General features: G+C 40.1%; 25 protein-coding genes. 6 read left to right on the top strand and 19 right to left on the bottom strand.

All coding sequences use genetic code 11. The features are described 5' to 3' along the window. Positions 1-33: 33 nt before the first annotated feature. Together P2W72_RS00230 and P2W72_RS00225 are read right to left on the bottom strand one after the other, a co-directional pair. A complete protein-coding gene (locus tag P2W72_RS00230) occupies positions 34-369 on the bottom strand; it encodes a hypothetical protein (RefSeq protein WP_276358812.1) in 336 nt (111 codons plus the stop codon). A 142-nt stretch (positions 370-511) separates the two neighbouring features. Beyond that, positions 512-1708 carry a porin gene (locus P2W72_RS00225; protein ID WP_276358810.1) on the bottom strand — a complete coding sequence of 399 codons (1197 nt, stop codon included), beginning with the start codon at positions 1706-1708 and terminating at the stop codon, positions 512-514. Between the two features lie 208 nt (positions 1709-1916). Between P2W72_RS00225 and P2W72_RS00220 the strand changes: the two genes are divergently transcribed. From P2W72_RS00220 to P2W72_RS00195, 6 genes are all read left to right on the top strand, one after another. Further along, positions 1917-3458 carry an acyl-CoA carboxylase subunit beta gene (locus P2W72_RS00220; protein ID WP_276358809.1) on the top strand — a complete coding sequence of 514 codons (1542 nt, stop codon included), beginning with the start codon at positions 1917-1919 and terminating at the stop codon, positions 3456-3458. An 11-nt stretch (positions 3459-3469) separates the two neighbouring features. Next, a complete protein-coding gene (locus P2W72_RS00215) occupies positions 3470-3880 on the top strand; it encodes a GNAT family N-acetyltransferase (RefSeq protein WP_276358808.1) in 411 nt (136 codons plus the stop codon). An 8-nt stretch (positions 3881-3888) separates the two neighbouring features. Continuing rightward, positions 3889-4995, top strand: a complete 1107-nt coding sequence (locus tag P2W72_RS00210) for a M42 family metallopeptidase (protein ID WP_276358806.1) — start codon at positions 3889-3891, stop codon at positions 4993-4995. A gap of 83 nt (positions 4996-5078) precedes the next feature. Next, positions 5079-7508: a prolyl oligopeptidase family serine peptidase gene (locus P2W72_RS00205; RefSeq protein ID WP_276358804.1), complete on the top strand. Its 2430-nt coding sequence runs from the start codon at positions 5079-5081 to the stop codon at positions 7506-7508. Between the two features lie 43 nt (positions 7509-7551). Further along, positions 7552-9078, top strand: coding sequence for a helicase HerA-like domain-containing protein (locus tag P2W72_RS00200; RefSeq protein WP_276358803.1), 1527 nt, complete (start codon positions 7552-7554; stop codon positions 9076-9078). Positions 9079-9135: 57 nt separating this feature from the next. Further along, positions 9136-10050 carry a sugar phosphate nucleotidyltransferase gene (locus P2W72_RS00195; protein ID WP_276358800.1) on the top strand — a complete coding sequence of 305 codons (915 nt, stop codon included), beginning with the start codon at positions 9136-9138 and terminating at the stop codon, positions 10048-10050. 79 nt (positions 10051-10129) lie between these two features. Here P2W72_RS00195 and P2W72_RS00190 read toward each other — a convergent pair whose 3' ends face one another. The 17 genes from P2W72_RS00190 to rpsH all read right to left on the bottom strand — a co-directional run bounded on the left by P2W72_RS00190 (position 10130) and on the right by rpsH (position 22077). Next, the gene (locus P2W72_RS00190) at positions 10130-11203 is read right to left on the bottom strand and encodes a hypothetical protein (RefSeq protein WP_276358798.1); all 1074 of its coding nucleotides are present in this window, start codon (positions 11201-11203) and stop codon (positions 10130-10132) included. Between the two features lie 110 nt (positions 11204-11313). After that, complete coding sequence (gene dnaK, locus P2W72_RS00185; RefSeq protein ID WP_276358795.1) at positions 11314-13218, bottom strand: molecular chaperone DnaK; 1905 nt, start codon at positions 13216-13218, stop codon at positions 11314-11316. 361 nt (positions 13219-13579) lie between these two features. Continuing rightward, complete coding sequence (gene rplQ / locus P2W72_RS00180; RefSeq protein WP_276358794.1) at positions 13580-14128, bottom strand: 50S ribosomal protein L17; 549 nt, start codon at positions 14126-14128, stop codon at positions 13580-13582. 70 nt (positions 14129-14198) lie between these two features. Then, positions 14199-15191: a DNA-directed RNA polymerase subunit alpha gene (locus P2W72_RS00175; protein WP_276358792.1), complete on the bottom strand. Its 993-nt coding sequence runs from the start codon at positions 15189-15191 to the stop codon at positions 14199-14201. Positions 15192-15262: 71 nt separating this feature from the next. Next, positions 15263-15871: a 30S ribosomal protein S4 gene (gene rpsD / locus P2W72_RS00170; RefSeq protein ID WP_276358790.1), complete on the bottom strand. Its 609-nt coding sequence runs from the start codon at positions 15869-15871 to the stop codon at positions 15263-15265. A gap of 71 nt (positions 15872-15942) precedes the next feature. Continuing rightward, the gene (gene rpsK, locus P2W72_RS00165; RefSeq protein ID WP_276358787.1) at positions 15943-16332 is read right to left on the bottom strand and encodes a 30S ribosomal protein S11; all 390 of its coding nucleotides are present in this window, start codon (positions 16330-16332) and stop codon (positions 15943-15945) included. A 126-nt stretch (positions 16333-16458) separates the two neighbouring features. Beyond that, complete coding sequence (rpsM, locus tag P2W72_RS00160; protein WP_276358785.1) at positions 16459-16836, bottom strand: 30S ribosomal protein S13; 378 nt, start codon at positions 16834-16836, stop codon at positions 16459-16461. A 74-nt stretch (positions 16837-16910) separates the two neighbouring features. Beyond that, complete coding sequence (gene rpmJ / locus P2W72_RS00155; RefSeq protein WP_276358784.1) at positions 16911-17027, bottom strand: 50S ribosomal protein L36; 117 nt, start codon at positions 17025-17027, stop codon at positions 16911-16913. A 4-nt stretch (positions 17028-17031) separates the two neighbouring features. Further along, on the bottom strand, positions 17032-17250 hold the full coding sequence (infA, locus tag P2W72_RS00150) for a translation initiation factor IF-1 (RefSeq protein WP_026897900.1): 219 nt from the start codon (positions 17248-17250) through the stop codon (positions 17032-17034). A gap of 156 nt (positions 17251-17406) precedes the next feature. Next, entirely contained in the window at positions 17407-18192 is a 786-nt protein-coding gene (gene map, locus P2W72_RS00145; protein ID WP_276358783.1) for a type I methionyl aminopeptidase, read from the bottom strand. A 5-nt stretch (positions 18193-18197) separates the two neighbouring features. After that, the gene (secY, locus tag P2W72_RS00140) at positions 18198-19526 is read right to left on the bottom strand and encodes a preprotein translocase subunit SecY (protein ID WP_276358782.1); all 1329 of its coding nucleotides are present in this window, start codon (positions 19524-19526) and stop codon (positions 18198-18200) included. Positions 19527-19532: 6 nt separating this feature from the next. Further along, a complete protein-coding gene (gene rplO, locus P2W72_RS00135; protein WP_276358780.1) occupies positions 19533-19979 on the bottom strand; it encodes a 50S ribosomal protein L15 in 447 nt (148 codons plus the stop codon). Positions 19980-19981: 2 nt separating this feature from the next. After that, positions 19982-20161: a 50S ribosomal protein L30 gene (rpmD, locus tag P2W72_RS00130; RefSeq protein WP_276358778.1), complete on the bottom strand. Its 180-nt coding sequence runs from the start codon at positions 20159-20161 to the stop codon at positions 19982-19984. A 5-nt stretch (positions 20162-20166) separates the two neighbouring features. After that, positions 20167-20685 carry a 30S ribosomal protein S5 gene (gene rpsE, locus P2W72_RS00125; protein WP_276358777.1) on the bottom strand — a complete coding sequence of 173 codons (519 nt, stop codon included), beginning with the start codon at positions 20683-20685 and terminating at the stop codon, positions 20167-20169. A gap of 59 nt (positions 20686-20744) precedes the next feature. After that, complete coding sequence (gene rplR, locus P2W72_RS00120) at positions 20745-21098, bottom strand: 50S ribosomal protein L18 (protein ID WP_276358776.1); 354 nt, start codon at positions 21096-21098, stop codon at positions 20745-20747. 5 nt (positions 21099-21103) lie between these two features. Next, positions 21104-21661: a 50S ribosomal protein L6 gene (rplF, locus tag P2W72_RS00115; protein ID WP_276358775.1), complete on the bottom strand. Its 558-nt coding sequence runs from the start codon at positions 21659-21661 to the stop codon at positions 21104-21106. Between the two features lie 14 nt (positions 21662-21675). Beyond that, on the bottom strand, positions 21676-22077 hold the full coding sequence (rpsH, locus tag P2W72_RS00110) for a 30S ribosomal protein S8 (protein WP_276358964.1): 402 nt from the start codon (positions 22075-22077) through the stop codon (positions 21676-21678). Between the last annotated feature and the right edge of the window lie 17 nt (positions 22078-22094).

Below are 22094 nucleotides of genomic sequence, written 5' to 3'. Positions count from 1 at the left end.
AATGGTTAAAATAAGCCGGAAAAGAGATTGAACTTAGCAGTTCGGAGGAGGAGTGGGTACAGAGGGATAAAAGCCCTCGATATGAAAATCCTGCATTGCCAGATACTTATTAATAGCAATCAGTGGTTGAGCTTGTTCGAAGTTGAATTTAAATATCCCGCTAAGCCATTCACCCTTTGTCAGAGAATCTTTTGCCTGATCTGTGGATGTTGTTGAGTTGGTTTCGATCTCCAACTGCATAATTACAGCATTAACAACATTACTGTCAAAATGGGTGGCAATTAAAGGTGCAATCGAAATTAGCATCTTTGCGAAGAAGATGAATAAAAAGACAAAACTGCATAGTATCCTGAAGAATTCTTTTGTCATTTTTTATGTAAAGCCAATACAACTATTGATATGCTGGTACAAACCTAAGGTATTTTTATTTTCAATTAAGAATTTTGAACCAGAATTGCATAAATTAACGAAAGAGTTACATTTTGATAACAAATAACCGGCGACTCATCAATCAGATTCCCAATTCAAATTGTGCAAGTACTCCCCACCGGTTCCCTGTATGTCTTAATGAATAATCTCCATCGGCTGCCATATAGTTGAGGTTTAACTGCATTTTAACTCTATGCTTATTCAAATATTTAGTTGTCCCGAACTCCAGAATGTTTTTCTTGTCTTCTAACGCTGATATTTTAGCGGATGGAGTTAAGCGGGAATAGCGAAATGCTAATTCAAAATTGGTTGGGAAAACATATGAAAATTGATGATTAATTCCATCTCCGGTAAATGCATAACTTAAACTACCTGATGAATTATAAGTCATAGGATTATCTACATGCCTCTTTATATATTCAATAGAATATGCCCAACCTCTGTATTTTCCGATTGCATCGATCATCCAGGTAGCCATGTCAAGAGGTTTATACAACTCTTTACCAAGCTGTCCGCCGGTTCTGTTTGTTTTCTTATTCATACTGTACCCTGCAGCCAGAGAAATTTTTGGTTTGGGCTCACGTTCCAGGTCACCTTCTGAATAATCCCCTTCACCGGTAAATGCACCCAATGGAAGTAATTCTACACGTCCGGTATAAGCCAGACCATCATCTGTAGAGTTAACACTTCTACCCTCTCCCGCAGAGATTGCACCCTTAAGGTGATAGTCCATTTCCCCGATTTTATTTCTATAATATGCTTTCAAACCAAAGTCCCGGTCAATTGTCATTGCCCCATTTACAATAGAACGGTCGGCAAACTGAAGCTGACCGGATGAGTTTACACGCTGTCTGTTACCCGGTAATTTATTCTGTCCAAATCCAACATAAAAATTGGGTGTAAAATGGTAGAAGATAATTGCGTCTCTTACAATGTTTGCAATACCGGTATTATCAACATCCTGATCGCCTCGTGTAAATGCCAGCTGTATACTGTAAGTCAGCTTTGGATTCATTATAAAACCATCTACCCGCATCCTTAACCTGCGAACCCGGACATCATATTCATTAAAATTAAGGTTTGTGCCTGAGTTTGTATATGCTCCGATTCTATTCTGCATACGGAAACGGAAATTGATATAAAAAGATGAATCTGCAGATTTATATTGTAATCCCTTAAAATCATGAATCATCGCACTTTCATCACGTTCGCTTTGTGCAAAGACCTGAGTAGAGATAAATAAGAATATTAAAATTGCAAATAGCTTTAACCCGGACATGACTGTTTTTCGGCAAATTTACATAATCAAGGTTACCCAGACTTATATAAACTCAAAATTAACATGATTTAATACGGCTCCTGGTATATCGGAGGTGTCAGCTTCAATTATACGCACATCAACAACATAATTTCCTGTAAGGAGTTTATAACTGAAAGGCTTTTAGCTTTTTTTATTAATTTCACAGTACAGTTTAAACCTGCATATTTTGAATAATAAAACAGAAATTTTAAGGCAGAAACAAGAAGAAGCACTGCTGGGTGGTGGAAAGGAAAGAGTAGAAAGCCAGCATAAAAAGAGAAAGCTCACTGCAAGGGAAAGGCTTCATTTCCTGTTGGATGAGGGCTCATTCGAAGAGATTGGAATGCTTGTCATGCATCGTTCCACAGATTTTGGAATGGAGAAGGAACGATATCCCGGTGATGGGGTGGTGACTGGCTATGGTACTATTAATGGCAGACTGGTCTATGTATTTTCGCAGGATTTTACAGTTTTCGGAGGTTCTCTTTCAGAAACTCATGCAGAAAAAATCTGTAAGATTATGGATCTGGCAATCAGGAACGGAGCACCGGTAATTGGTCTGAATGATTCGGGAGGAGCAAGAATTCAGGAAGGAGTGGTATCATTAGGCGGTTATGCTGATATCTTTTACCGCAATACAATGGCTTCAGGAGTAGTGCCACAGCTTTCTGCAATTATGGGGCCATGTGCCGGAGGTGCTGTTTACTCTCCTGCCATTACCGATTTTGTGCTGATGGTTGAAAATACATCCTATATGTTTGTCACCGGACCGAATGTGGTTAAAACGGTCACCCATGAAATCGTAAGTTCTGAAGAGCTGGGTGGGGCATCTACACATTCCACAAAATCGGGAGTAACACATTTTGCCTGCAGTAATGAACTTGATGCGATTAACCATATCAAAAAGCTTCTATCATACATGCCTCAAAACTGTGAAGAAACAGCCCCGGCACTTGCGTATGAAGCATCGGATGAGACCAGACTTAAGCTGAATGAAATAATCCCTGAAAATAATTCTCAGCCTTATGATATCCGGGAAGTGATTTCTGAAATTGCAGATGAAGGTTCTTTCCTTGAAGTACATAAAGACTTTGCTGAAAATATAGTAGTTGGTTTTGCCCGTCTTGCCGGAAGGAGCATCGGAATTGTTGCCAATCAGCCGGCATTTCTGGCAGGAGTACTGGACATCAACTCCTCAGTGAAAGGTGCCCGCTTCGTTCGTTTTTGCGATAGCTTCAATATCCCATTGCTGGTACTTGAAGATGTTCCCGGATTCCTGCCCGGCACGGATCAGGAATGGCATGGAATTATTACGAACGGCGCAAAACTGCTTTATGCATTCTGCGAAGCTACAGTTCCCAGAATAACTGTGATTACCAGAAAAGCCTACGGAGGTGCCTACGATGTGATGAACTCAAAACATATTGGCGCTGATATGAACTATGCCTGGCCAAGTGCTGAGATTGCAGTTATGGGTGCTAAAGGTGCGGCTGAGATCATTTTCAAAAAAGAGATCAGTACTGCCGCAGACCCGAATGCACGCTGGCTTGAAAAAGAAAAAGAGTACTCTGATATTTTTGCCAATCCATACCGGGCAGCAGAAAGAGGTTTCATTGACGAGGTCATTATTCCTTCCGAAACCAGAAACAAACTGATCAGGGCCTTCAAAATGCTGGAAAACAAGGTCGTAAATAACCCCAGAAAGAAGCATGGGAATATTCCTCTGTAATTCTTAATTGAATGTCTCACATCGAACAAATACCTCCGGAATTAACCTGGCGTATTCGCAGACAGGTTTTATATCCTGATCAGGACTTTAGCAAAGCAATTCTTGAAGACGATGATGAGGGTATGCATTTAGGGCTTTTCGACAAGGATCAGCTGATCAGTGTAGTTTCACTATTTATCAGGGAAGGCTGCATGCAATTCAGAAAATTTGCCACTATCCGTGATTTTCAAAACATGGGTTATGGAAGCCAGCTATTACACTATCTGATTCGTATTGCAGAAGAACAAAACTGCAGGATGATCTGGTGTAATGCACGCAAAAATGCATTGGGATTTTATACTAAATTTGGCTTTTCAGAAACAGATAAAACCTATCATAAAGACGGAAACGATTTTGTGATTATGGAAAAAATATTAAAATAAAAAAGAAAATGGCAAAAAAGAAAGAACAGAAACACATTCCGGTGGTTACAAAAAAATCACTGGCGTTTTTTGAAAAATATATCAACAACCCCTCTCCCACAGGTTTTGAATGGGAAGGACAGCGTTTATGGCTTGATTATATCAAACCATATACTGACGAACATTTTGTTGACAACTATGGTACCGCTGTTGCAATAATTAACCCTAAGGCTGAGTTCAAAGTTGTTATTGAGGCCCATGCAGATGAGATCTCCTGGTTCGTAAATTATATTACCAAAGACGGGCTGATCTACGTGATCAGAAATGGAGGTTCTGACCATCAGATTGCTCCTTCCAAGCGAGTGAATATCCATACCGATAAAGGAATTGTAAAAGCCGTTTTCGGCTGGCCGGCTATTCATACCCGCAGTGGTGAAAAAGAAGAAGCTCCTACCCTTAAAAATATTTTCCTCGACTGCGGATGTACCAGCAAAGAAGAAGTTGAGAAACTGGGCATCCATGTAGGATGTGTGATCACTTATGAAGATGAGTTCACTATATTGAACGAGCGTTATTATGTTGGCCGGGCATTGGATAACCGTGCCGGAGGATTCATGATTGCTGAAGTTGCCCGTCTGCTTTCAGAAAACAAAAAGAAACTCCCTTTTGGGCTATATATCGTTAATTCTGTTCAGGAAGAAATAGGTCTGCGCGGAGCTGAAATGATTGCACACCGCATCAAACCAAATGTTGCTATCATCACTGATGTTACCCATGATACACAAACTCCGATGATCAACAAAATTACTCAGGGCGATCTGGCCTGCGGTAAGGGGCCTGTTGTTTCTTACGCCCCTGCAGTGCAGACCAACCTGAATAAACTATTGATCAAAACTGCTGAGACGAATGATATCCCATTCCAGCGACAGGCTTCGTCACGTTCAACAGGCACAGATACGGATGCCTTTGCTTATTCCAATGATGGTGTAGTATCGGCGCTGATTTCTCTTCCATTAAGATATATGCATACCACTGTTGAAATGATCCACAAAGAAGATGTCGACAATGTAATCCGACTGATCTATGAATCATTGCTGAATATCAAAGTAAATCATGACTTCAGAACAATTAAATAAAATCAGGCCGGAAGTCTTAAAGTTTACTAAAACAGATAGCCTACAATATACAATATGAACCTGGCAGCAATTTGCAGACTAATATGAAGAAATCAAGCCTTCTATTTACAGGGCTTGTTATCCTGAGCGGTGCTATTTCTGCTCAGGATAACACTGTTTATCAAAAGCCACCGAAGGCAATTATAAATCTGCTGGATGCAAAACCCAATCCTGTAGTAATGATCAGCTCAAACGGAGAAAATATGCTCCTGCTTGATATGTCCGGATTACCTTCTATCGCTGAGCTTTCCCAACCTGAACTGCGCCTGGCCGGGCTCAGGATCAACCCTGCAACAAATGGTAAAAGCCGTTCATTATCCTATTCAGGGATAAAATTAATATCAGTCAATCGCGGAACAGAGTCAACATTTACCGGTTTACCTGCTCAGCCGGCACTGGCAGATATCACCTGGTCGCCCGATGAAGAGAAAATTGCTTTCACACATACCGGTGGCAATGGGATAGAATTATGGATTGCTGATCTGAAGACTCTGGAAGCAAAACGACTGAGCACTTATAAGCTGAACGACAGCTATGGCCAGAGCTTTATCTGGCATCCTGACGGGAAGAGCTTAATGGCAAAGTTTATTCCTGACAATCAGAAATTACCACAGGAACCTGACAATATTCCCTCAGGGCCGCTTATTCAGGAAAACACCGGCAAAGCAGCTCCGGTTCCAACCTATCAGGATCTGCTGAAGAATCCGTATGACGAAAGTCTGTTCGATCATTATTTCCATTCGCAGCTAAGAATTGTAGAACTGGATGGAAGCAGTGAAGAGTATCTGCAGCCGCATATCATACGGAATATGGAATATTCTCCTGACGGACGATATCTTCTTTTATCTAACATCAGCAGGCCCTACTCTTATCAGGTTCCAATCGCCCGCTTTCCATACAGTACCTCTTTGTATGATCAAAAAGGCAAGCTCGTTAAAAAACTATATGATGCCCCACTTGCTGAAAATATCCCGGCAGGCTTTGATGGCGTACCCGAAGGGCCGAGAGAGTTTGGCTGGCGTACTGATAAAGGAGCGGTTCTGTATTGGGTAGAAGCTCAGGATAAGGGAAATCCATCACAGCAGGCTATTATCAGGGATATGTTATATACACTGGAAGCTCCGTTCAATCAGAATGCACTTAAACTTGCTGATTGTTATTTCAGGTTCAATTCAATACACTGGGGCGACGACAAGGTAGCCATAATGACCGAAAGATGGTGGAAGACCCGTTTTGAAAGGAGATCATTCATTAAACCTTCCAATGAGACATTCAGGGTAAATCTTTATGATCGTTATTATGAAGACGGATACAGCGATCCGGGTACTTTTGTAACCCGTAAGAATGAATATAACCGGCAAGTTCTGCTCACCGAATTTAATGCCCTGAAGCGGATCAGCGATCCTGACAATGTCGCAATATTCAGTATCAGTGATGGTGCATCACCAGAAGGTGACCGCCCCTTCGTTTTAAAATTTAACATCAAAACAAAATTACAGGATACCCTCTTCCGTTCTTCTGCCCCATATTATGAGCGTCCCGTATTCTTCAATAATGAGAAAAACATCATTATAAGCAGAGAGGCAAAAGACACAGTACTGAATTACTTTACCTATAATACTGAGGATAAAAGTTCAGGCAGGATTACTAACTTTTCTGATCCATATCCGGATTTAAAAGGTGTGCAGAAACAACAGTTAAATTATACCCGTCTTGACGGAATCAACCTGAGTGGCACTCTGTATTTACCTGCAGGTTTTAAAAGCGGAGATGCTCCTTTACCCACATTGATCTGGGCATATCCCAGAGAATTTAAAACCGCAGCAGCTGCAGGGCAGGTAAAAGGCTCGCCTTACAAATTCAGCACCCTCAGTGCGGGTTCTCCTGTTTACCTTGTTACACAGGGATATGCCATCCTCGACAATGCTGATATGCCAATTGTTGGTGAAAGCAATCAGGAGCCAAACGACACATTTGTTGAACAGATCAGATACAATGCAGAAGCAGCAATTACCCAACTGACAAAAATGGGTGTCAGCGACAAAAAACGCATTGCGGTTGGTGGTCATTCCTATGGTGCATTCATGACTGCGAATCTGCTGGCACATACTGATCTGTTTGCTGCAGGTATAGCAAGAAGCGGTGCCTATAACCGAAGCCTTACTCCATTTGGGTTTCAGGCTGAAGAACGAACCTACTGGCAGGCACCTGCAGTGTACGCTAAAATGTCTCCTTTTTCTTATGCAGATAAGATTAAAACACCTATTCTACTGATACACGGACAAGCTGATAATAATACCGGCACATTCCCTATGCAAAGTGAAAGAATGTACAGTGCACTCAAAGGACATGGAGCTACAGCACGTCTGGTATTACTGCCTTCAGAATCTCATGGATACCGTGCAAAAGAATCTGTCATGCATATGATGTGGGAAATGAATCAATGGCTCGATAAATACGTAAAAAATAAATAGGCCGTTAATATTAAAATATTTTCTTTACTAATTATTCATTACCATGGAAAGAACTTCTGCCTTTATTGATAAGATAAAAAAATCCTATACAAGCCAGGGATCAGGTATTTATCTGGGTGCCGGTATACTTGACGGAGAGGTTATTGCTGATGCAGAGGTTAATCTTCCTCTGAAAATGATGAACCGTCACGGTTTAATAGCCGGAGCAACAGGAACAGGAAAAACACGAACCCTGCAGCTGCTTGCCGAACAGCTTTCTGATGCTGGAGTTCCTGTATTTATGCTGGATGTTAAAGGTGATCTTTCAGGACTTAACCATCCCGGGATCAATAATTCAGGAATTGAAGAAAGGGCTACAGCATTAAATAAACCATTCATTTCCAGCGGATTTCCTGTGGAAGTATATTCCCTCAGTGGAAAGCACGGTGCACAGATGCGTGCCACGGTTTTTGAATTCGGCCCGGTTTTACTCTCCAAAATCCTTGAGCTGAATGATACTCAGGCAGGTGTAATGGCTGTGATTTTCAAATACGCTGATGATCATAAACTGCAACTGGTTGATCTGAATGATCTGAAAAAAGTCGTTTCCTATTTATCTGACGGTCCAGGAGCTGCCGAAATCAAAGAAAGCTACGGAAGTATTTCAGGAGCCACGGCCGGAACCATCCTCCGGAAGATTGTTGCGATTGAACAACAGGGCTTGTCCCGGATATTTGGTGAAAAATCGTTCGATATCCAGGATTTGATTAACAGAATTGATGGAAAGGGTGTAATCAGTTTGCTTAATATTTCTGACGTACAGAATCAGCCCGTATTATTTTCAACCTTTTTATTAAGCTTACTGGCAGAGATATTTTATACAATGCCCGAAGCCGGAGACCTTGACAAACCAAAGCTGGTATTCTTCTTTGATGAAGCACATTTACTGTTTAAGGATTCCCCGAAAGCATTTCTTGAACAGATTGAAACCATCATCAGACTGATCCGCTCAAAAGGTATCGGAGTATTTTTCTGTACCCAAACCCCAATGGATGTTCCGGAAAGTATTTTAGGTCAATTAGGCAACAGAGTTCAGCATGCCCTGAGAGCATTTACCCCGAACGATGTTGAAGCACTCAAAAAAACAGTAAATACTTACCCAAGGTCAGACTTCTATGAAATAGACCGTATACTTACATCATTAGGAACAGGGCAGGCACTGGTCACTGTTCTGAATGAAAAAGGGATCCCTACTGAGGTGGTGGCAACTCATCTTAGTCCGCCAAGAGCAATAATGGGTCCCCTGTCAGAAGCAGATCTTGACACCCTGATGCAGTCGAGTTCGCTATATCAAAAATATCAGGAAGTTATTGATCCAATCAGTGCTTATGATATTCTGACCCAAAGAATAAATGAAAAACTTGAAGCCGAAGAAGAAATAAACCAAAGTAAACCGGCCAATGCGGGAAGAGTAGAAAAAAGTACCTTTGAAAAAGTAATCAATGCACCGATTACACGACAAATAGGTACAGCAATCGTCAGAGGGCTGTTCGGGATGCTGACAGGGAAAAGAAGCAGAGGCCGCTATTAAAACAGCGTTGAACAGCAGATAAACAAGATTTTAAATAAACATAGAATAAGTACAAGCATGAAACCCACTTTAGTGATCCTGGCAGCAGGAATGGCAAGTCGTTATGGCAGTATGAAGCAAACAGACGGATTCGGGCCAAACGGAGAAACAATTATTGAATATTCAATTTATGATGCCATCAAAGCCGGCTTCGGAAAAGTTGTCTTCATTATCCGTGAAGAATTTGCCGAAAATTTCAGAAATATTTTTGAACCAAAACTAAAAGGAAAGATTGAAACTGATTACGTATTTCAATCCTTTGATCTCAAACCATTCGGAATCGACATTGAAATAGAAAGAGCTAAACCATGGGGAACTGCACATGCGGTTCTGGCTGCCAGAGATGCAGTTAAGGAACCTTTCTGTGTAATCAATGCAGATGATTTTTATGGAAGGGAATCTTATCAGAAGATAGCCGATTTTCTGAATAATGAAGTTACCGACTCTCAGTTCTCAATGATCGGGTTCCAGATTGACAAGACCTTATCTGAACATGGCTCAGTATCAAGAGGAGTATGTGACGTGGATGCAGATGGCAATCTTACTGAGATCCACGAACGTACAAAAGTATATTTCAAGAATGATGAATCTGGAAATAAGGGAATCGTTTTTGAAGAAGACGGCCGCCAGTATCCATTACAGGCAGAAACCAGAGTATCTATGAATTTCTGGGGTTTTACACCTAAAATATTTGAATTGTCTGCAAGCATGTTCAAAGAGTTTGCATTATCACATACAGATAATCCCAAAGCAGAGTTTTTCATTGCGATAGTTGCTGAGAAGCTGATCAGAAATAAACAGGCAAGTTTCAGGGTTATTCCTACACAAACCCAATGGTTTGGTGTAACCTATGTAGAAGATAAGCCATTTGTTCAGGAAAATATAGACAGGCTGGTTGATTCGGGAGAGTATCCTGATAATCTCTGGGAATAACTTAAATAATCCCTGATGTGATTTAAACATCAGGGATTATCATTTAAGTACCTATATCCCCTCAAATCCCTGAGCTGCCCTACAATTCTTTCAGATCACGATCTATACGCCGGTTCCAAACATCCTGCATAATCCTGTTCGTACCGTGCCCGGTCTCCTCATCATATTTTTCCTGTATCTGATTCATCTGTCTGTAAAACTCCAGATACTCAAAATTGATGATTCCTTCATAGTTATCAGGGCTTAATTGCTCTGAAGCCAGTTTTTTCTTAAACCGCTCTGCGATTACTTTAACCAGATCAAAATGGCGTTGTTCATGATTGAGGCTATAGGGGTTCTTTATGAACTGTAATGCCCAGGAAGCACTTTTAACCATATACACTTTCAGATCGATCTGCACCTGTATGATACCATTGTTAAAATTCTGTATCATATCATAACCAAAAGAGGGAAAAATAGCCGCATGGTATCTTGAATTTTGCGGTACTTTCGCCCTAAAATCATTAAAATTTAAAGGTCTCGATTTCTGATAGTATACTGTATCCGGATCTTGTTTCTGATAATCAGTGAACGATAGCTTTACACTTCTGGCAAGTACAATATTTGTCGCCGACTCTTTCTTTACCCATTCCTGAATAAATTTCAGACTATTCCCCAACATTGTTCTCAATGCAGGTTCGATACGGTCGGGCCTTTGAATTGAACGGGCATACTTCAGTGACGTGCTGTAGGTGGTTAAGGGCTGAACTCCCCAGTTTTTCTGAAGCTCAAATTGAAGTTTTAAAAGAATCTGCCCCGAAACAGTGTTATCCTGATTTGTTTCCCTGATTTTACATTCCAGAATTCGGATATTAATAGCGGTTCCTGCAGTATTTCTCGGCAATCCGCCCTGCAGAAATTCACGAAGCGCATTACCACTTCCTCCGGCAATATCTATGGGATAGCTTCTTGCTTTCAGCCCCTCTCCTGCATACCAGATATTGGCAAATGACTGTCCCTGAGCACGATCATCAATTACTTTATCGATAAAATAATCCCAGCCCGGGGAGCTGATTTTTTCCTGCTTAAGCAGGATCGGATCCGGGACTGATTGGGCAAAGCAGACCAACGAGCCAAAGCCGGATATAAACACAAAAATTAAAGGCTTAATCACTCCTGAATACACTGCATTCCCTGTTATTATCTATAATTATCTTAAAAATAATAAATAACAAAACAGGCCGCCCTTATCGGAGCGGCCTGTTTAAAAATATATGATCAGAATTACTTCTTATCGTCTTCTTTTACTTCTTCGAAATCGACGTCAGTTACATGATCACTTGCATCCTGTGCTGAAGCTTCACCCTGAGGTGCACCTTCAGCTCCCTGAGAAGCTTTGTACATCTCTTCAGAAGCTACATTCCATGCAGCCTGAAGCTCAGCCTGAGCAGTATCAATACTTGCGAAATCTTTAGCTGCATGAGCATCTTTCAATTTCTTCAAGCCTTCTTCGATAGGCGCTTTCTTATCATCAGATAATTTATCACCATACTCTTTCAGTTGCTTTTCAGTTGAGAAGATCAGCGCATCGGCAGCATTCAGCTTTTCAACTTCTTCACGTGCTTTCTTATCTGCTTCTGCATTTGCCTCTGCTTCATCTTTCATCTTCTTGATCTCTTCATCAGTTAAACCTGAAGAAGCTTCAATACGAATTTTTTGTTCTTTATTGGTTGCCTTATCTTTTGCAGCAACATGAAGGATACCATTCGCATCGATATCAAAAGTTACTTCAATCTGAGGAATGCCACGCGGTGAAGGTGGAATACCATCAAGGTGAAATCTTCCGATAGTTCTGTTCTGATTGGCCATTGGGCGCTCACCCTGCAGGATATGAATCTCTACAGAAGGCTGGTTATCAGATGCTGTTGAGAACACTTCCGATTTCTTTGATGGAATAGTGGTATTGGCTTCGATCAGTTTGGTCATTACACCACCCATAGTTTCAATACCAAGAGAAAGCGGGGTTACATCAAGTAATAATACGTCTTTAACCTCCCCGGTTAATACACCACCCTGGATAGCTGCACCGATAGCAACAACCTCATCCGGATTCACTCCTTTAGAAGGCTCTTTGCCAAAAAATGCTTTTACTGCATCCTGGATAGCAGGGATACGGGTAGAACCACCTACTAAAATGATCTCATCAATATCTGAAGTACTTAAACCTGCATTTTTCAACGCTTTTTTACAAGGTTCAATAGTACGTTTGATCAGACTATCGGCAAGCTGCTCAAATTTAGCACGTGTCAATGTTTTAACAAGGTGCTTTGGCATACCATCACCGGCAGAAATGTATGGAAGATTGATCTCAGTCTGAGAAGTACTTGATAACTCAATTTTAGCTTTCTCAGCAGCTTCTTTCAAACGCTGAAGTGCCATTGGATCTTTACGCAGATCAATGCCCTCATCGCTCTTAAATTCATCTGCCATCCAGTCGATAATCACAGCATCAAAGTCATCACCACCAAGATGGGTATCACCATCAGTAGATTTTACTTCAAATACGCCATCACCAAGCTCAAGAACTGATACGTCATGTGTACCACCACCACAATCAAACACAACAATCTTCATATCCTTATGAGCTTTATCCAGACCGTAAGCTAATGCTGCAGCGGTTGGCTCATTGATGATACGTGAAACTTTTAATCCTGCGATCTCACCTGCTTCTTTAGTAGCCTGACGCTGAGCATCATTGAAATATGCAGGAACAGTAATAACAGCTTCATTCACTTCCTGGCCCAGGAAGTCTTCAGCAGTCTTTTTCATTTTCTGCAATACCATTGCAGAGATCTCCTGCGGAGTATATAAACGATCATCGATCTTTACACGCGGAGTATTATTATCACCTTTAACAACGGTGTAAGGTACACGCGAAATTTCATTACTTACTTCTGCGAAGCTATTACCCATAAATCGCTTGATTGAAGATATGGTCTTAGTTGGGTTGGTGATCGCCTGACGTTTTGCCGGATCTCCTACCTTACGCTCTCCATTATCAACAAATGCCACAATTGAAGGCGTAGTACGCTTACCTTCACTGTTTGGAATAACTACAGGCTCATTACCCTCCATTACTGATACGCATGAATTTGTAGTTCCTAAGTCTATACCAATTATCTTTGCCATATTAACCCTCTTTAATTTGTTTTAGTTTAACATGGGTTAATTAACAAGCCTTGTGCCAAATAAAACATAACCAATAATGACAGTATTTTTAAGCTGAACCTATCCAAATCAGTCATTTTCAAAATGACAGGATGGCAGATTAATTCAATAATTAATTATGGTTGCTTATCAATACTTATCTATTGCCAGTGCTGTAGTCCTTAATTCAGTAAGGAACATCAGAACTTATAAGTTCCCTGAAATTAGATATCAGAGATAATTTTTCATCACCTGAACATTCAAATTCAGGTTTTTCAGGATGGGAAAGTACAAAAAAAGCCTGCTCATCTGAGCAGGCTTCATAAATATAAGTGAAGAAATACTATTCTTCTTTTTTCTCTTCAGTTTCAACTGCAGGAGCCTGAGTTTCCTCAACCGGAGCCTCAACAACTTCTTCAGCAACTTCTGCTTTTGGAGCAGTTTTCGCAGCAGGAGCATCAGCTTTCTTAGCTTTTGAACCACGACGACGAGTAGTTTTCTTCTCAGCCGCTGCTTCACCAGATTTGTAGATCTCGTTGTAATCAACAAGCTCAATTAAAGCCATAGAAGCATTATCACCTAAACGGTTACCCATTTTCAGAATACGGGTATAACCACCCGGACGGTTAGCAACTTTAGCTGCAACATCACGGAAAAGGATAGAAACTACATCTTTGTTCTGCAGGTAACTAAATACCGTACGACGTGAGTGAGTAGTATCGTCTTTTGATTTTGTAATGATTGGTTCAACATATACACGCAAAGCTTTTGCTTTAGCTAATGTAGTAGTGATACGCTTGTGTAAGATAAGCGAAGAAGCCATATTTGCCAGCATCGCTTTGCGGTGACTGTCAGTACGACTTAAATGGTTTACTTTTTTACCGTGTCTCATTGTTTGTTAGGTTTTGCACGTGCATACCGTCGATCAACCTTTCGGGATCGGGAATTATGCATTTCGCTTATTATTCTTCGTCTAATTTAAATTTTGAAAGGTTCATTCCGAAAGATAAACCTTTAGATTTTACTAAGTCCTGGATCTCAGTTAATGATTTCTTACCAAAGTTTCTGAACTTAAGCATATCAGCCACATCATAAGAAACAAGATCAGCCAGTGAACGGATATCCGCTGCCTTTAAGCAGTTTAATGCACGAACTGAAAGGTCAAGGTCAACTAATTCCATCTTAAGGATCTTGCGCATATGCAGGATTTCCTCATCAACTTCTTTAGTTTCTTCTTTAGCCTGAGACTCAAGCATGATGTTCTCGTCAGAGAATAACATGAAGTGGTGGATAAGAATCTTAGCAGCTTCCTTTAATGCTTCTTCAGGATGGATTGAACCATCAGTAGCAATATCAAGAACTAATTTCTCATAATCTGTCTTCTGCTCAACACGGAAGTTTTCAATTGAATACTTTACGTTTTTGATTGGAGTATAGATCGAATCAATAGCAATAACACCTAATGCGGCATCTGCATTTTTATTTTCCTCAGCAGAAATATAACCTCTTCCTTTGTTTACTGTCAATTCAATCTCCAGAGTTACTGAAGACTCCATGTTACAGATAACAAGATCAGAATTAAGAACCTCAAAGTTATTTGAGAACTTGGTAATATCGCCGGCTTTGAATTGATCCTGACCATTTACAATCACGAAGATTTTCTCAGAATCACCTGAATCGCCTGTTTTCTTGAAACGAACCTGCTTCAGATTAAGGATGATCTCGGTTACATCTTCCACAACCCCTTTAATAGTAGAGAATTCGTGAGAAACGCCTGAGAAACGTACTGAAGTGATTGCAAAACCTTCCAGGGAAGATAAAAGTATTCTTCGTAAAGCATTACCAATGGTAACACCGAAACCAGGCTCTAAAGGTCTGAACTCAAATGTTCCGTCGAAATCCGTAGATTTCTGCATGATAACTTTATCAGGTTTCTGAAATGCTAAAATTGCCATTTAATATTTTGCTAATGAATAGTTAATGTTATGTAATAATGGCCTTGTTCCGAAGAACAGGGCCGCTTATATTACTTAGAGTACAACTCGACGATCAGATTTTCCTTGATATTCTCAGGAATCTCATCACGGCTCGGATAGTTCAGGAATTTACCTGTTAAGGAATTTGCATCCCACTCTAACCAGCTGAATTTATTGATAGTTCTGCCAGCTACTGAATTAGCAATAGCTTCCAGAGATTTAGAACGCTCACGTACTGCAATCACATCACCCGGACGCACTGAGTAAGAAGCAATGTTCACAACTTCACCATTAACGGTGATATGCTTATGACCAACTAACTGACGGGCAGCAGAGCGGCTTGGAGCAATACCTAAACGATAAACAGTATTATCTAAACGAGCTTCCAAAAACTTAAGTAAGTTTTCTCCGGTAATTCCTTCCTTAGCAGAAGCTTTGTGGAAAAGGTTCTCGAAATAACGTTCCAATACACCATAAGTGTATTTAACTTTTTGCTTCTCCATTAACTGCACAGCAAATTCTGATTGCTTACCTCTTTTTCTTGAGGTACCAGGCATTCCCGGAGGATAATTTTTTCTTTCTAATGCCTTATCAGGACCAAAAATTGGTTCTCTGAATCTACGGGCGATTTTGGACTTCGGTCCGGTGTATCTAGCCATGTTTGTGTGTTTTTAAAGTATCATGCAGCCTGTAGCTGCTGAATCTTAGCTTTAAAAATTGATTATTTATATTAAACTCTTCTTCTTTTTGGAGGACGGCAACCATTGTGTGGAAGCGGAGTGATGTCCTGGATAGTAGTTACTTCGATACCTGCAGTCTGTAGAGTACGGATAGCTGACTCACGACCAGAACCAGGACCTTTTACATAAACCTGAACTTTACGCAGTCCAAGATCATATGCAACTTTACCGCAATCACTTGCAGCTTGTCCGGCAGCATAAGGAGTATTTTTCTTAGAACCTTTGAAACCCATCTTACCGGCCGAAGACCATGAAATAGTCTGTCCCTGAAGATTAGTTAGGGTAATAATGATATTGTTGAATGTAGCATTCACATGTGCTTCACCAATCGGTTCAACAACAACAATACGTTTTTTGGTAACTTTTTTAGTTTTTGCCATTTTTTTAGATTTGAGATATGAGACTTGAGACCTGATCCCGGCACTCATATCTATTTCTTTTTATAATCATGAGCAGGGTATTGCTGATATTCCCATATCTCAATACTCAATACTCATATCTAATTACTATTTAGTAGCTTTTTTCTTGTTTGCAACTGTCTTACGCTTTCCTTTACGGGTACGTGAGTTGTTCTTGGTACGCTGACCACGAACAGGTAACCCTTTACGGTGACGTAAACCACGGTAACAACCGATGTCCATTAAACGTTTAATGTTTAACTGAACTTCGGAACGTAACGCTCCTTCAACTTTGATCTCATCGTTAATGAAACCACGAATTGCTGCTAATTGATCATCGGTCCAGTCCTGTACTTTAATGTTTACATCAATTCCTGCATCATTCAGGATCCTTTGTGCGGTTGCCCTTCCGATACCGAAAATGTAAGTAAGTCCGATCTCTCCTCTTTTGTTTCTTGGTAAATCAATACCTGCTATCCTTGCCATATTTATAGTTAATGATTGAATGAATAAACAATGATTACCACTTTAACGGATCATCATCTATTCCTGTCAATATTTTATCCCTGACGTTGCTTAAATTTAGGGTTCTTCTTATTAATCACGTAAAGTACTCCTTTACGACGAATCACCTTACAATCAGCGCTACGTTTTTTGATTGATGCTCTAACTTTCATCTTCTTATTTATATCTGTATGTTATTCTGCCTTTACTTAAATCATATGGAGACATTTCAAGTTTCACTTTATCACCTGGTAAGATCTTAATGTAGTGCATTCTCATCTTTCCTGAGATGTGAGCAATGATCTCATGCCCGTTTTCCAGCTCAACACGAAACATTGCATTTGACAATGCTTCTCTGATTATACCGTCTTGTTCAATTGAAGCCTGTTTGGCCATATATTTCTTTAATTTCTCCTGAATTTAAAAAGCTCCGAAGCTTCATTTATTTTGTTCTATCATTAAAACCCTATAAAACAAGAGTATTTATAACAGATTATGAACCAATCAGCCCTTCGTATCAGGGATGCAAAATTAAATAAAAAATTTTAATATTTAATCTTTTTGTTTTAAAACTTCCTCAATGTAATCAAATGTCGAAAGTACGTCTGCTTTGCCCTTTTTTATCGCAACCGTATGCTCATAATGAGCAGAAGGTTTCTTATCTACGGTACTTACTGTCCATCCATCATCCCAGAATTTAACTCCGGCACGTCCGGCATTGATCATCGGCTCAATTGCGATAACCATTCCTTCTTCCAGTTTAATACCTGAGCCGCGCTTTCCATAGTTTGGAACCTCCGGTTTTTCATGCAACTTAACTCCTACACCATGACCAACCAGTTCCTTAACTACACCGAAACCGTTCTTTTCTGCATGCTCCTGAACGGCATAGCCCACATCACCGATCCTCATCCCTACAACCGCCTTATCAATTGCCAGATTCAGGCATTCTTTAGTTACCTGAAGCAAACGCAAGGTTTCTGCAGCCACATTCCCGATTGGGAAAGTATAAGCGGAGTCTCCGTAAAAATCATTCAGAATAACTCCGCAGTCAACAGAAACAATATCTCCGTCTTTGATTACATACTCTCCCGGGAAACCATGAACAACCTGGTCATTCAGTGAAATACAAAGTGAATATGGAAATCCGTTATAGTTTAAAAAAGCCGGAATTCCTCCGTGATCACGGATGAATTCCTCAGCTAAATTATTAAGTTGAATAGTCTTTACTCCCTCACCGATAAGCTTTGCCACTTCGGCAAGGCTCTTTGATACAAGCAGGGAGCTTTCCCTGATTTTCTCAATATCTTCAGAAGATTTGTAATAGATCTTAGACATGAATCTTAAATTGCCGGACCACCTGCCTGAACAGGAGTACGTCCTTTAATTCTTCCGGTCTTCATTAAACCGTCATAGTGACGCATTAATAAATGACTTTCGATCTGCTGTAAAGTATCAAGAACTACCCCTACAAGAATTAACAATGAAGTACCGCCATAGAAATTTGCGAACTGACTGTTAACACCCAGGATAATTGCAATAGAAGGCATAATTGCGATTATTGCCAGAAATACAGATCCGGGAAGAGTAATTTTAGAAATAACTTCATCAATATATGCACCGGTAGTTGCACCAGGTTTTACTCCAGGTACGAAACCTCCATTTTTCTTCATATCATCCGACATCTGAACCGGGTTAACAGTGATAGCGGTATAGAAGAAAGTAAAGGCAATGATCATGAAAGCAAAAGTCAGGTTATACGTTAAAGAAGTATAATCGCTGAATGCAGTCAGGAATGATGATTGCGCAGATGGGAAGAATGATCCGATAGTAGTTGGAATGAACATAATTGCCTGAGCAAAAATAATCGGCATAACCCCTGCAGCATTAACCTTTAAAGGAATATACTGACGTACACCACCATATTGTTTAGCACCAACGATCTTCTTTGCATACTGTACAGGAATTTTTCTGACACCCTGAACAATCAGGATGGTAAACATTACGATAAGGAACAGAGCTGCAATCTCAACAATAAATGAGATCAAACCGCCCTGAGCACCCATACGTGACGTAAACTCAGAAATAATACCGAACGGTAATTGTGCAATGATACCAGTCATGATGATCAAAGAAATACCATTACCTATACCCTTGTCTGTAATCTTCTCACCTAACCACATAACAAACATGGTTCCGGCAGTAAGGATGAACATTGAAGATACAGTAAATAATGGTTCTGATAAAAGACGGGCATCAGGACTGATCTGGGAACGTACATAACCAATTGCCTGCAATGCAGTAATAATAATGGTCAGATAGCGTGTAACCTGATTAATCTTTTTACGGCCGCTTTCACCTTCTTTCTGCAGCTTCTGGAAATACGGAACTGCAATACCCAATAACTGCACTACGATAGATGCAGAAATATATGGCATTACACCCAATGCAAAAATAGATGCACGGGAAAAAGATCCACCGGCAAACATATTCAGCAATCCAAGTAATCCTTCTTTAGCCTGTCCACTGTCAAGTGAAGCAGAATCAACTCCGGGAATTACAATAAATGAACCTATTCTATAAATTAAAAGGCATAAGAGCGTGAATAAAATCCGCGCTCTTAAGTCTTCAATCTTCCAGATGTTGGATAGCGTTGTAAAAAGCTTCTTCATGAATAATTATAATTTAGCTATTGCACCACCAGCAGCTTCAATTGCTTTTTGAGCAGATGCTGAGAAAGCATGGGCTTTAACATCCAGTTTGGATTTTACTTCACCTCTGCCTAAGATTTTAACAAGATCATTCTTAGAAGCTAAACCATGCTCTCTGAATGTATCAAAATCAATTGCAGTTAAATTATATTTATCAGCAAGGCCCTGTAATGCATCCAGATTAATACTTACATATTCTGTACGATTAATCGGATTGAATCCTACCTTAGGCAAACGGCGCTGTAAAGGCATTTGACCACCTTCAAAACCGATCTTGCTCTTGTATCCTGAACGGGATCCGGCACCTTTATGACCACGGGTGGAAGTTCCACCGCGACCTGAACCGGTACCACGACCGATACGTTTTCTATTTTTTGTTGAACCTTCTGCAGGTTGTAAGTTACTTAAGTTCATGATCAGATACTTTCTACTGCTACTAAATGATTAACTTTTCTCACCATTCCGATAATTGCCGGATTAGCTTCAACCTCTACAGACTGGTTCAGTTTTTTCAAACCTAAAGCCTGCATAGTTCTTTTCTGACGCTCGCTTCTGTCGATAACGCTTTTAATCTGGGTTATTTTAATCTTAGCCATGATGATTATCCGTTAAATACTTTATTTAAATTAACACCACGTTGCTGAGCTACAGTGTAAGCATCACGTAATTGTGATAATGCCACAACTGTTGCTTTAACCACGTTATGCGGGTTAGAAGAACCTTTAGACTTAGCAAGTACGTTATGTACACCGGCACTTTCAAGAACCGCACGCATTGCACCACCAGCAATAACACCGGTACCCGGAGCAGCTGGTTTAATGAATACGAAACCTCCTGAATATTTACCGATCTGCTCATGAGGAACAGTACCATTGATAATAGGAACCTTCACCAGGTTTTTCTTAGCATCATCAATTCCTTTAGCAATAGCCTCAGTAACCTCTTTTGCTTTACCAAGACCGAATCCTACGATTCCGTTTTCATCTCCTACCACAACGATAGCTGAAAAACTGAAGGTACGTCCACCTTTGGTAACTTTAGCAACACGCTGGATGCTAACTAAGCGATCTTTTAATTCAATTTCGCTTGACTTTACTCTTTTTATATTGATAGTTGACATTCTCTTTATTTTATGATAACACCGATTATTTGATAATGATCGCTGTAACCGATGCTAAATTAAAATACTAAACCAGCTTCACGTGCACCTTCTGCCAATGATTTAACACGGCCATGGTACAGGTAACCATTTCTGTCAAAAACAACCTGGCTGATGCCTGCTGCTAATGCCTTCTCTGCTACTGATTTACCAACTGCTTTAGACTGTTCAGATTTGTTACCGTTTGCAGTAAAATCTTTTGATAAAGATGATGCTGATACAATGGTTTTTCCGCTATTATCATCGATAATCTGAGCATAGATCCCTTTATTGCTTCTGTAAACTGACAGACGCGGGCGCTCTGCAGAACCTGTTAATCTCTTTCTGATTCCTCTTTTGATTCGCTCTCTGCGAGATAATTTAATTCCTGCCATATCGATTATTTTTTAGCGGCTGATTTACCAGCTTTTCTTCTTAATACTTCACCAACAAATTTAATACCTTTTCCTTTATAAGGTTCAGGAGTACGTAATGAGCGGATTTTCGCTGCTACCTGTCCCAGTAATTGTTTGTCGATACTCTCTAATATAATGACAGGATTCTTACCTTTTTCTGATGTAGTAGTTACATTGATCTCCTTCGGTAATTCAAACACGAAGTGGTGAGAAAATCCTAATACCAGATCCAGTGTATTACCTACGTTAGTAGCACGGTAACCAACACCTACAAGTTCCTGCTGAGTTTTATAACCTTCAGTTACACCAACAACCATGTTATTGATCAATGAACGGTATAAACCGTGAAGAGCTTTATGACGTTTTTGCTCAGACGGACGCTGAACAGTTAAGATACCATCTTCCTGGCTGATCTTAATATCTGTATCTACATCCTGAGTTAACTGACCTTTTGGACCTTTAACGGTTACAACATTAGTTTCAGAAACTGTAACTGTAACTCCGGCCGGAATATTAATCGGGGCTTTTCCTATTCTTGACATCTCTTATCCTCCTATTAATAAACGTAACATAAAACCTCACCGCCGATATTCAAACTTCTTGCTTCTTTATCAGTCATAACACCTTTAGAAGTAGAAAGAATAGCGATACCTAAACCATTTAATACGCGTGGCATGTTTTCAACACCAGCATATCTTCTTAATCCCGGAGTACTTACACGTGAAATGTTACGAATAGCCGAAATTTTAGTGATCGGATTGTACTTCAGAGCGATCTTAATCGTACCCTGAACGTTGTTATCCTCAAACTTGTAATTAGTGATGTAACCTTTGTCAAAAAGAACTTTTGTCATTTCTTTTTTCAGGTTGGATGCAGGAATCTCTACAACGCGGTGGTTAGCCTTAATGGCATTCCTTACTCTTGTAAGATAATCTGCTATTGGATCTGTATTCATTATTTATTGTTTATGATGGT

The sequence above is a fragment of the Daejeonella sp. H1SJ63 genome (assembly GCF_029360775.1).
GTDB lineage: Bacteria > Bacteroidota > Bacteroidia > Sphingobacteriales > Sphingobacteriaceae > Daejeonella.
This window is presented reverse-complemented; position numbering and strand designations above follow the sequence as displayed.

Bases quoted from the DNA above. Each gene is read 5' to 3' on its own strand.
- P2W72_RS00230 (WP_276358812.1), bottom strand. From the start codon at position 369: ATGACAAAAGAATTCTTCAGGATACTATGCAGTTTTGTCTTTTTATTC.
- P2W72_RS00225 (WP_276358810.1), bottom strand. From the start codon at position 1,708: ATGTCCGGGTTAAAGCTATTTGCAATTTTAATATTCTTATTTATCTCT.
- P2W72_RS00215 (WP_276358808.1), top strand. From the start codon at position 3,470: ATGTCTCACATCGAACAAATACCTCCGGAATTAACCTGGCGTATTCGC.
- P2W72_RS00210 (WP_276358806.1), top strand. From the start codon at position 3,889: ATGGCAAAAAAGAAAGAACAGAAACACATTCCGGTGGTTACAAAAAAA.
- P2W72_RS00205 (WP_276358804.1), top strand. From the start codon at position 5,079: ATGAAGAAATCAAGCCTTCTATTTACAGGGCTTGTTATCCTGAGCGGT.
- P2W72_RS00200 (WP_276358803.1), top strand. From the start codon at position 7,552: ATGGAAAGAACTTCTGCCTTTATTGATAAGATAAAAAAATCCTATACA.
- P2W72_RS00195 (WP_276358800.1), top strand. From the start codon at position 9,136: ATGAAACCCACTTTAGTGATCCTGGCAGCAGGAATGGCAAGTCGTTAT.
- dnaK (WP_276358795.1), bottom strand. From the start codon at position 13,218: ATGGCAAAGATAATTGGTATAGACTTAGGAACTACAAATTCATGCGTA.
- rplQ (WP_276358794.1), bottom strand. From the start codon at position 14,128: ATGAGACACGGTAAAAAAGTAAACCATTTAAGTCGTACTGACAGTCAC.
- P2W72_RS00175 (WP_276358792.1), bottom strand. From the start codon at position 15,191: ATGGCAATTTTAGCATTTCAGAAACCTGATAAAGTTATCATGCAGAAA.
- rpsD (WP_276358790.1), bottom strand. From the start codon at position 15,871: ATGGCTAGATACACCGGACCGAAGTCCAAAATCGCCCGTAGATTCAGA.
- rpsK (WP_276358787.1), bottom strand. From the start codon at position 16,332: ATGGCAAAAACTAAAAAAGTTACCAAAAAACGTATTGTTGTTGTTGAA.
- rpsM (WP_276358785.1), bottom strand. From the start codon at position 16,836: ATGGCAAGGATAGCAGGTATTGATTTACCAAGAAACAAAAGAGGAGAG.
- rpmJ (WP_276358784.1), bottom strand. From the start codon at position 17,027: ATGAAAGTTAGAGCATCAATCAAAAAACGTAGCGCTGATTGTAAGGTG.
- infA (WP_026897900.1), bottom strand. From the start codon at position 17,250: ATGGCCAAACAGGCTTCAATTGAACAAGACGGTATAATCAGAGAAGCA.
- map (WP_276358783.1), bottom strand. From the start codon at position 18,192: ATGTCTAAGATCTATTACAAATCTTCTGAAGATATTGAGAAAATCAGG.
- secY (WP_276358782.1), bottom strand. From the start codon at position 19,526: ATGAAGAAGCTTTTTACAACGCTATCCAACATCTGGAAGATTGAAGAC.
- rplO (WP_276358780.1), bottom strand. From the start codon at position 19,979: ATGAACTTAAGTAACTTACAACCTGCAGAAGGTTCAACAAAAAATAGA.
- rpmD (WP_276358778.1), bottom strand. From the start codon at position 20,161: ATGGCTAAGATTAAAATAACCCAGATTAAAAGCGTTATCGACAGAAGC.
- rpsE (WP_276358777.1), bottom strand. From the start codon at position 20,685: ATGTCAACTATCAATATAAAAAGAGTAAAGTCAAGCGAAATTGAATTA.
- rplR (WP_276358776.1), bottom strand. From the start codon at position 21,098: ATGGCAGGAATTAAATTATCTCGCAGAGAGCGAATCAAAAGAGGAATC.
- rplF (WP_276358775.1), bottom strand. From the start codon at position 21,661: ATGTCAAGAATAGGAAAAGCCCCGATTAATATTCCGGCCGGAGTTACA.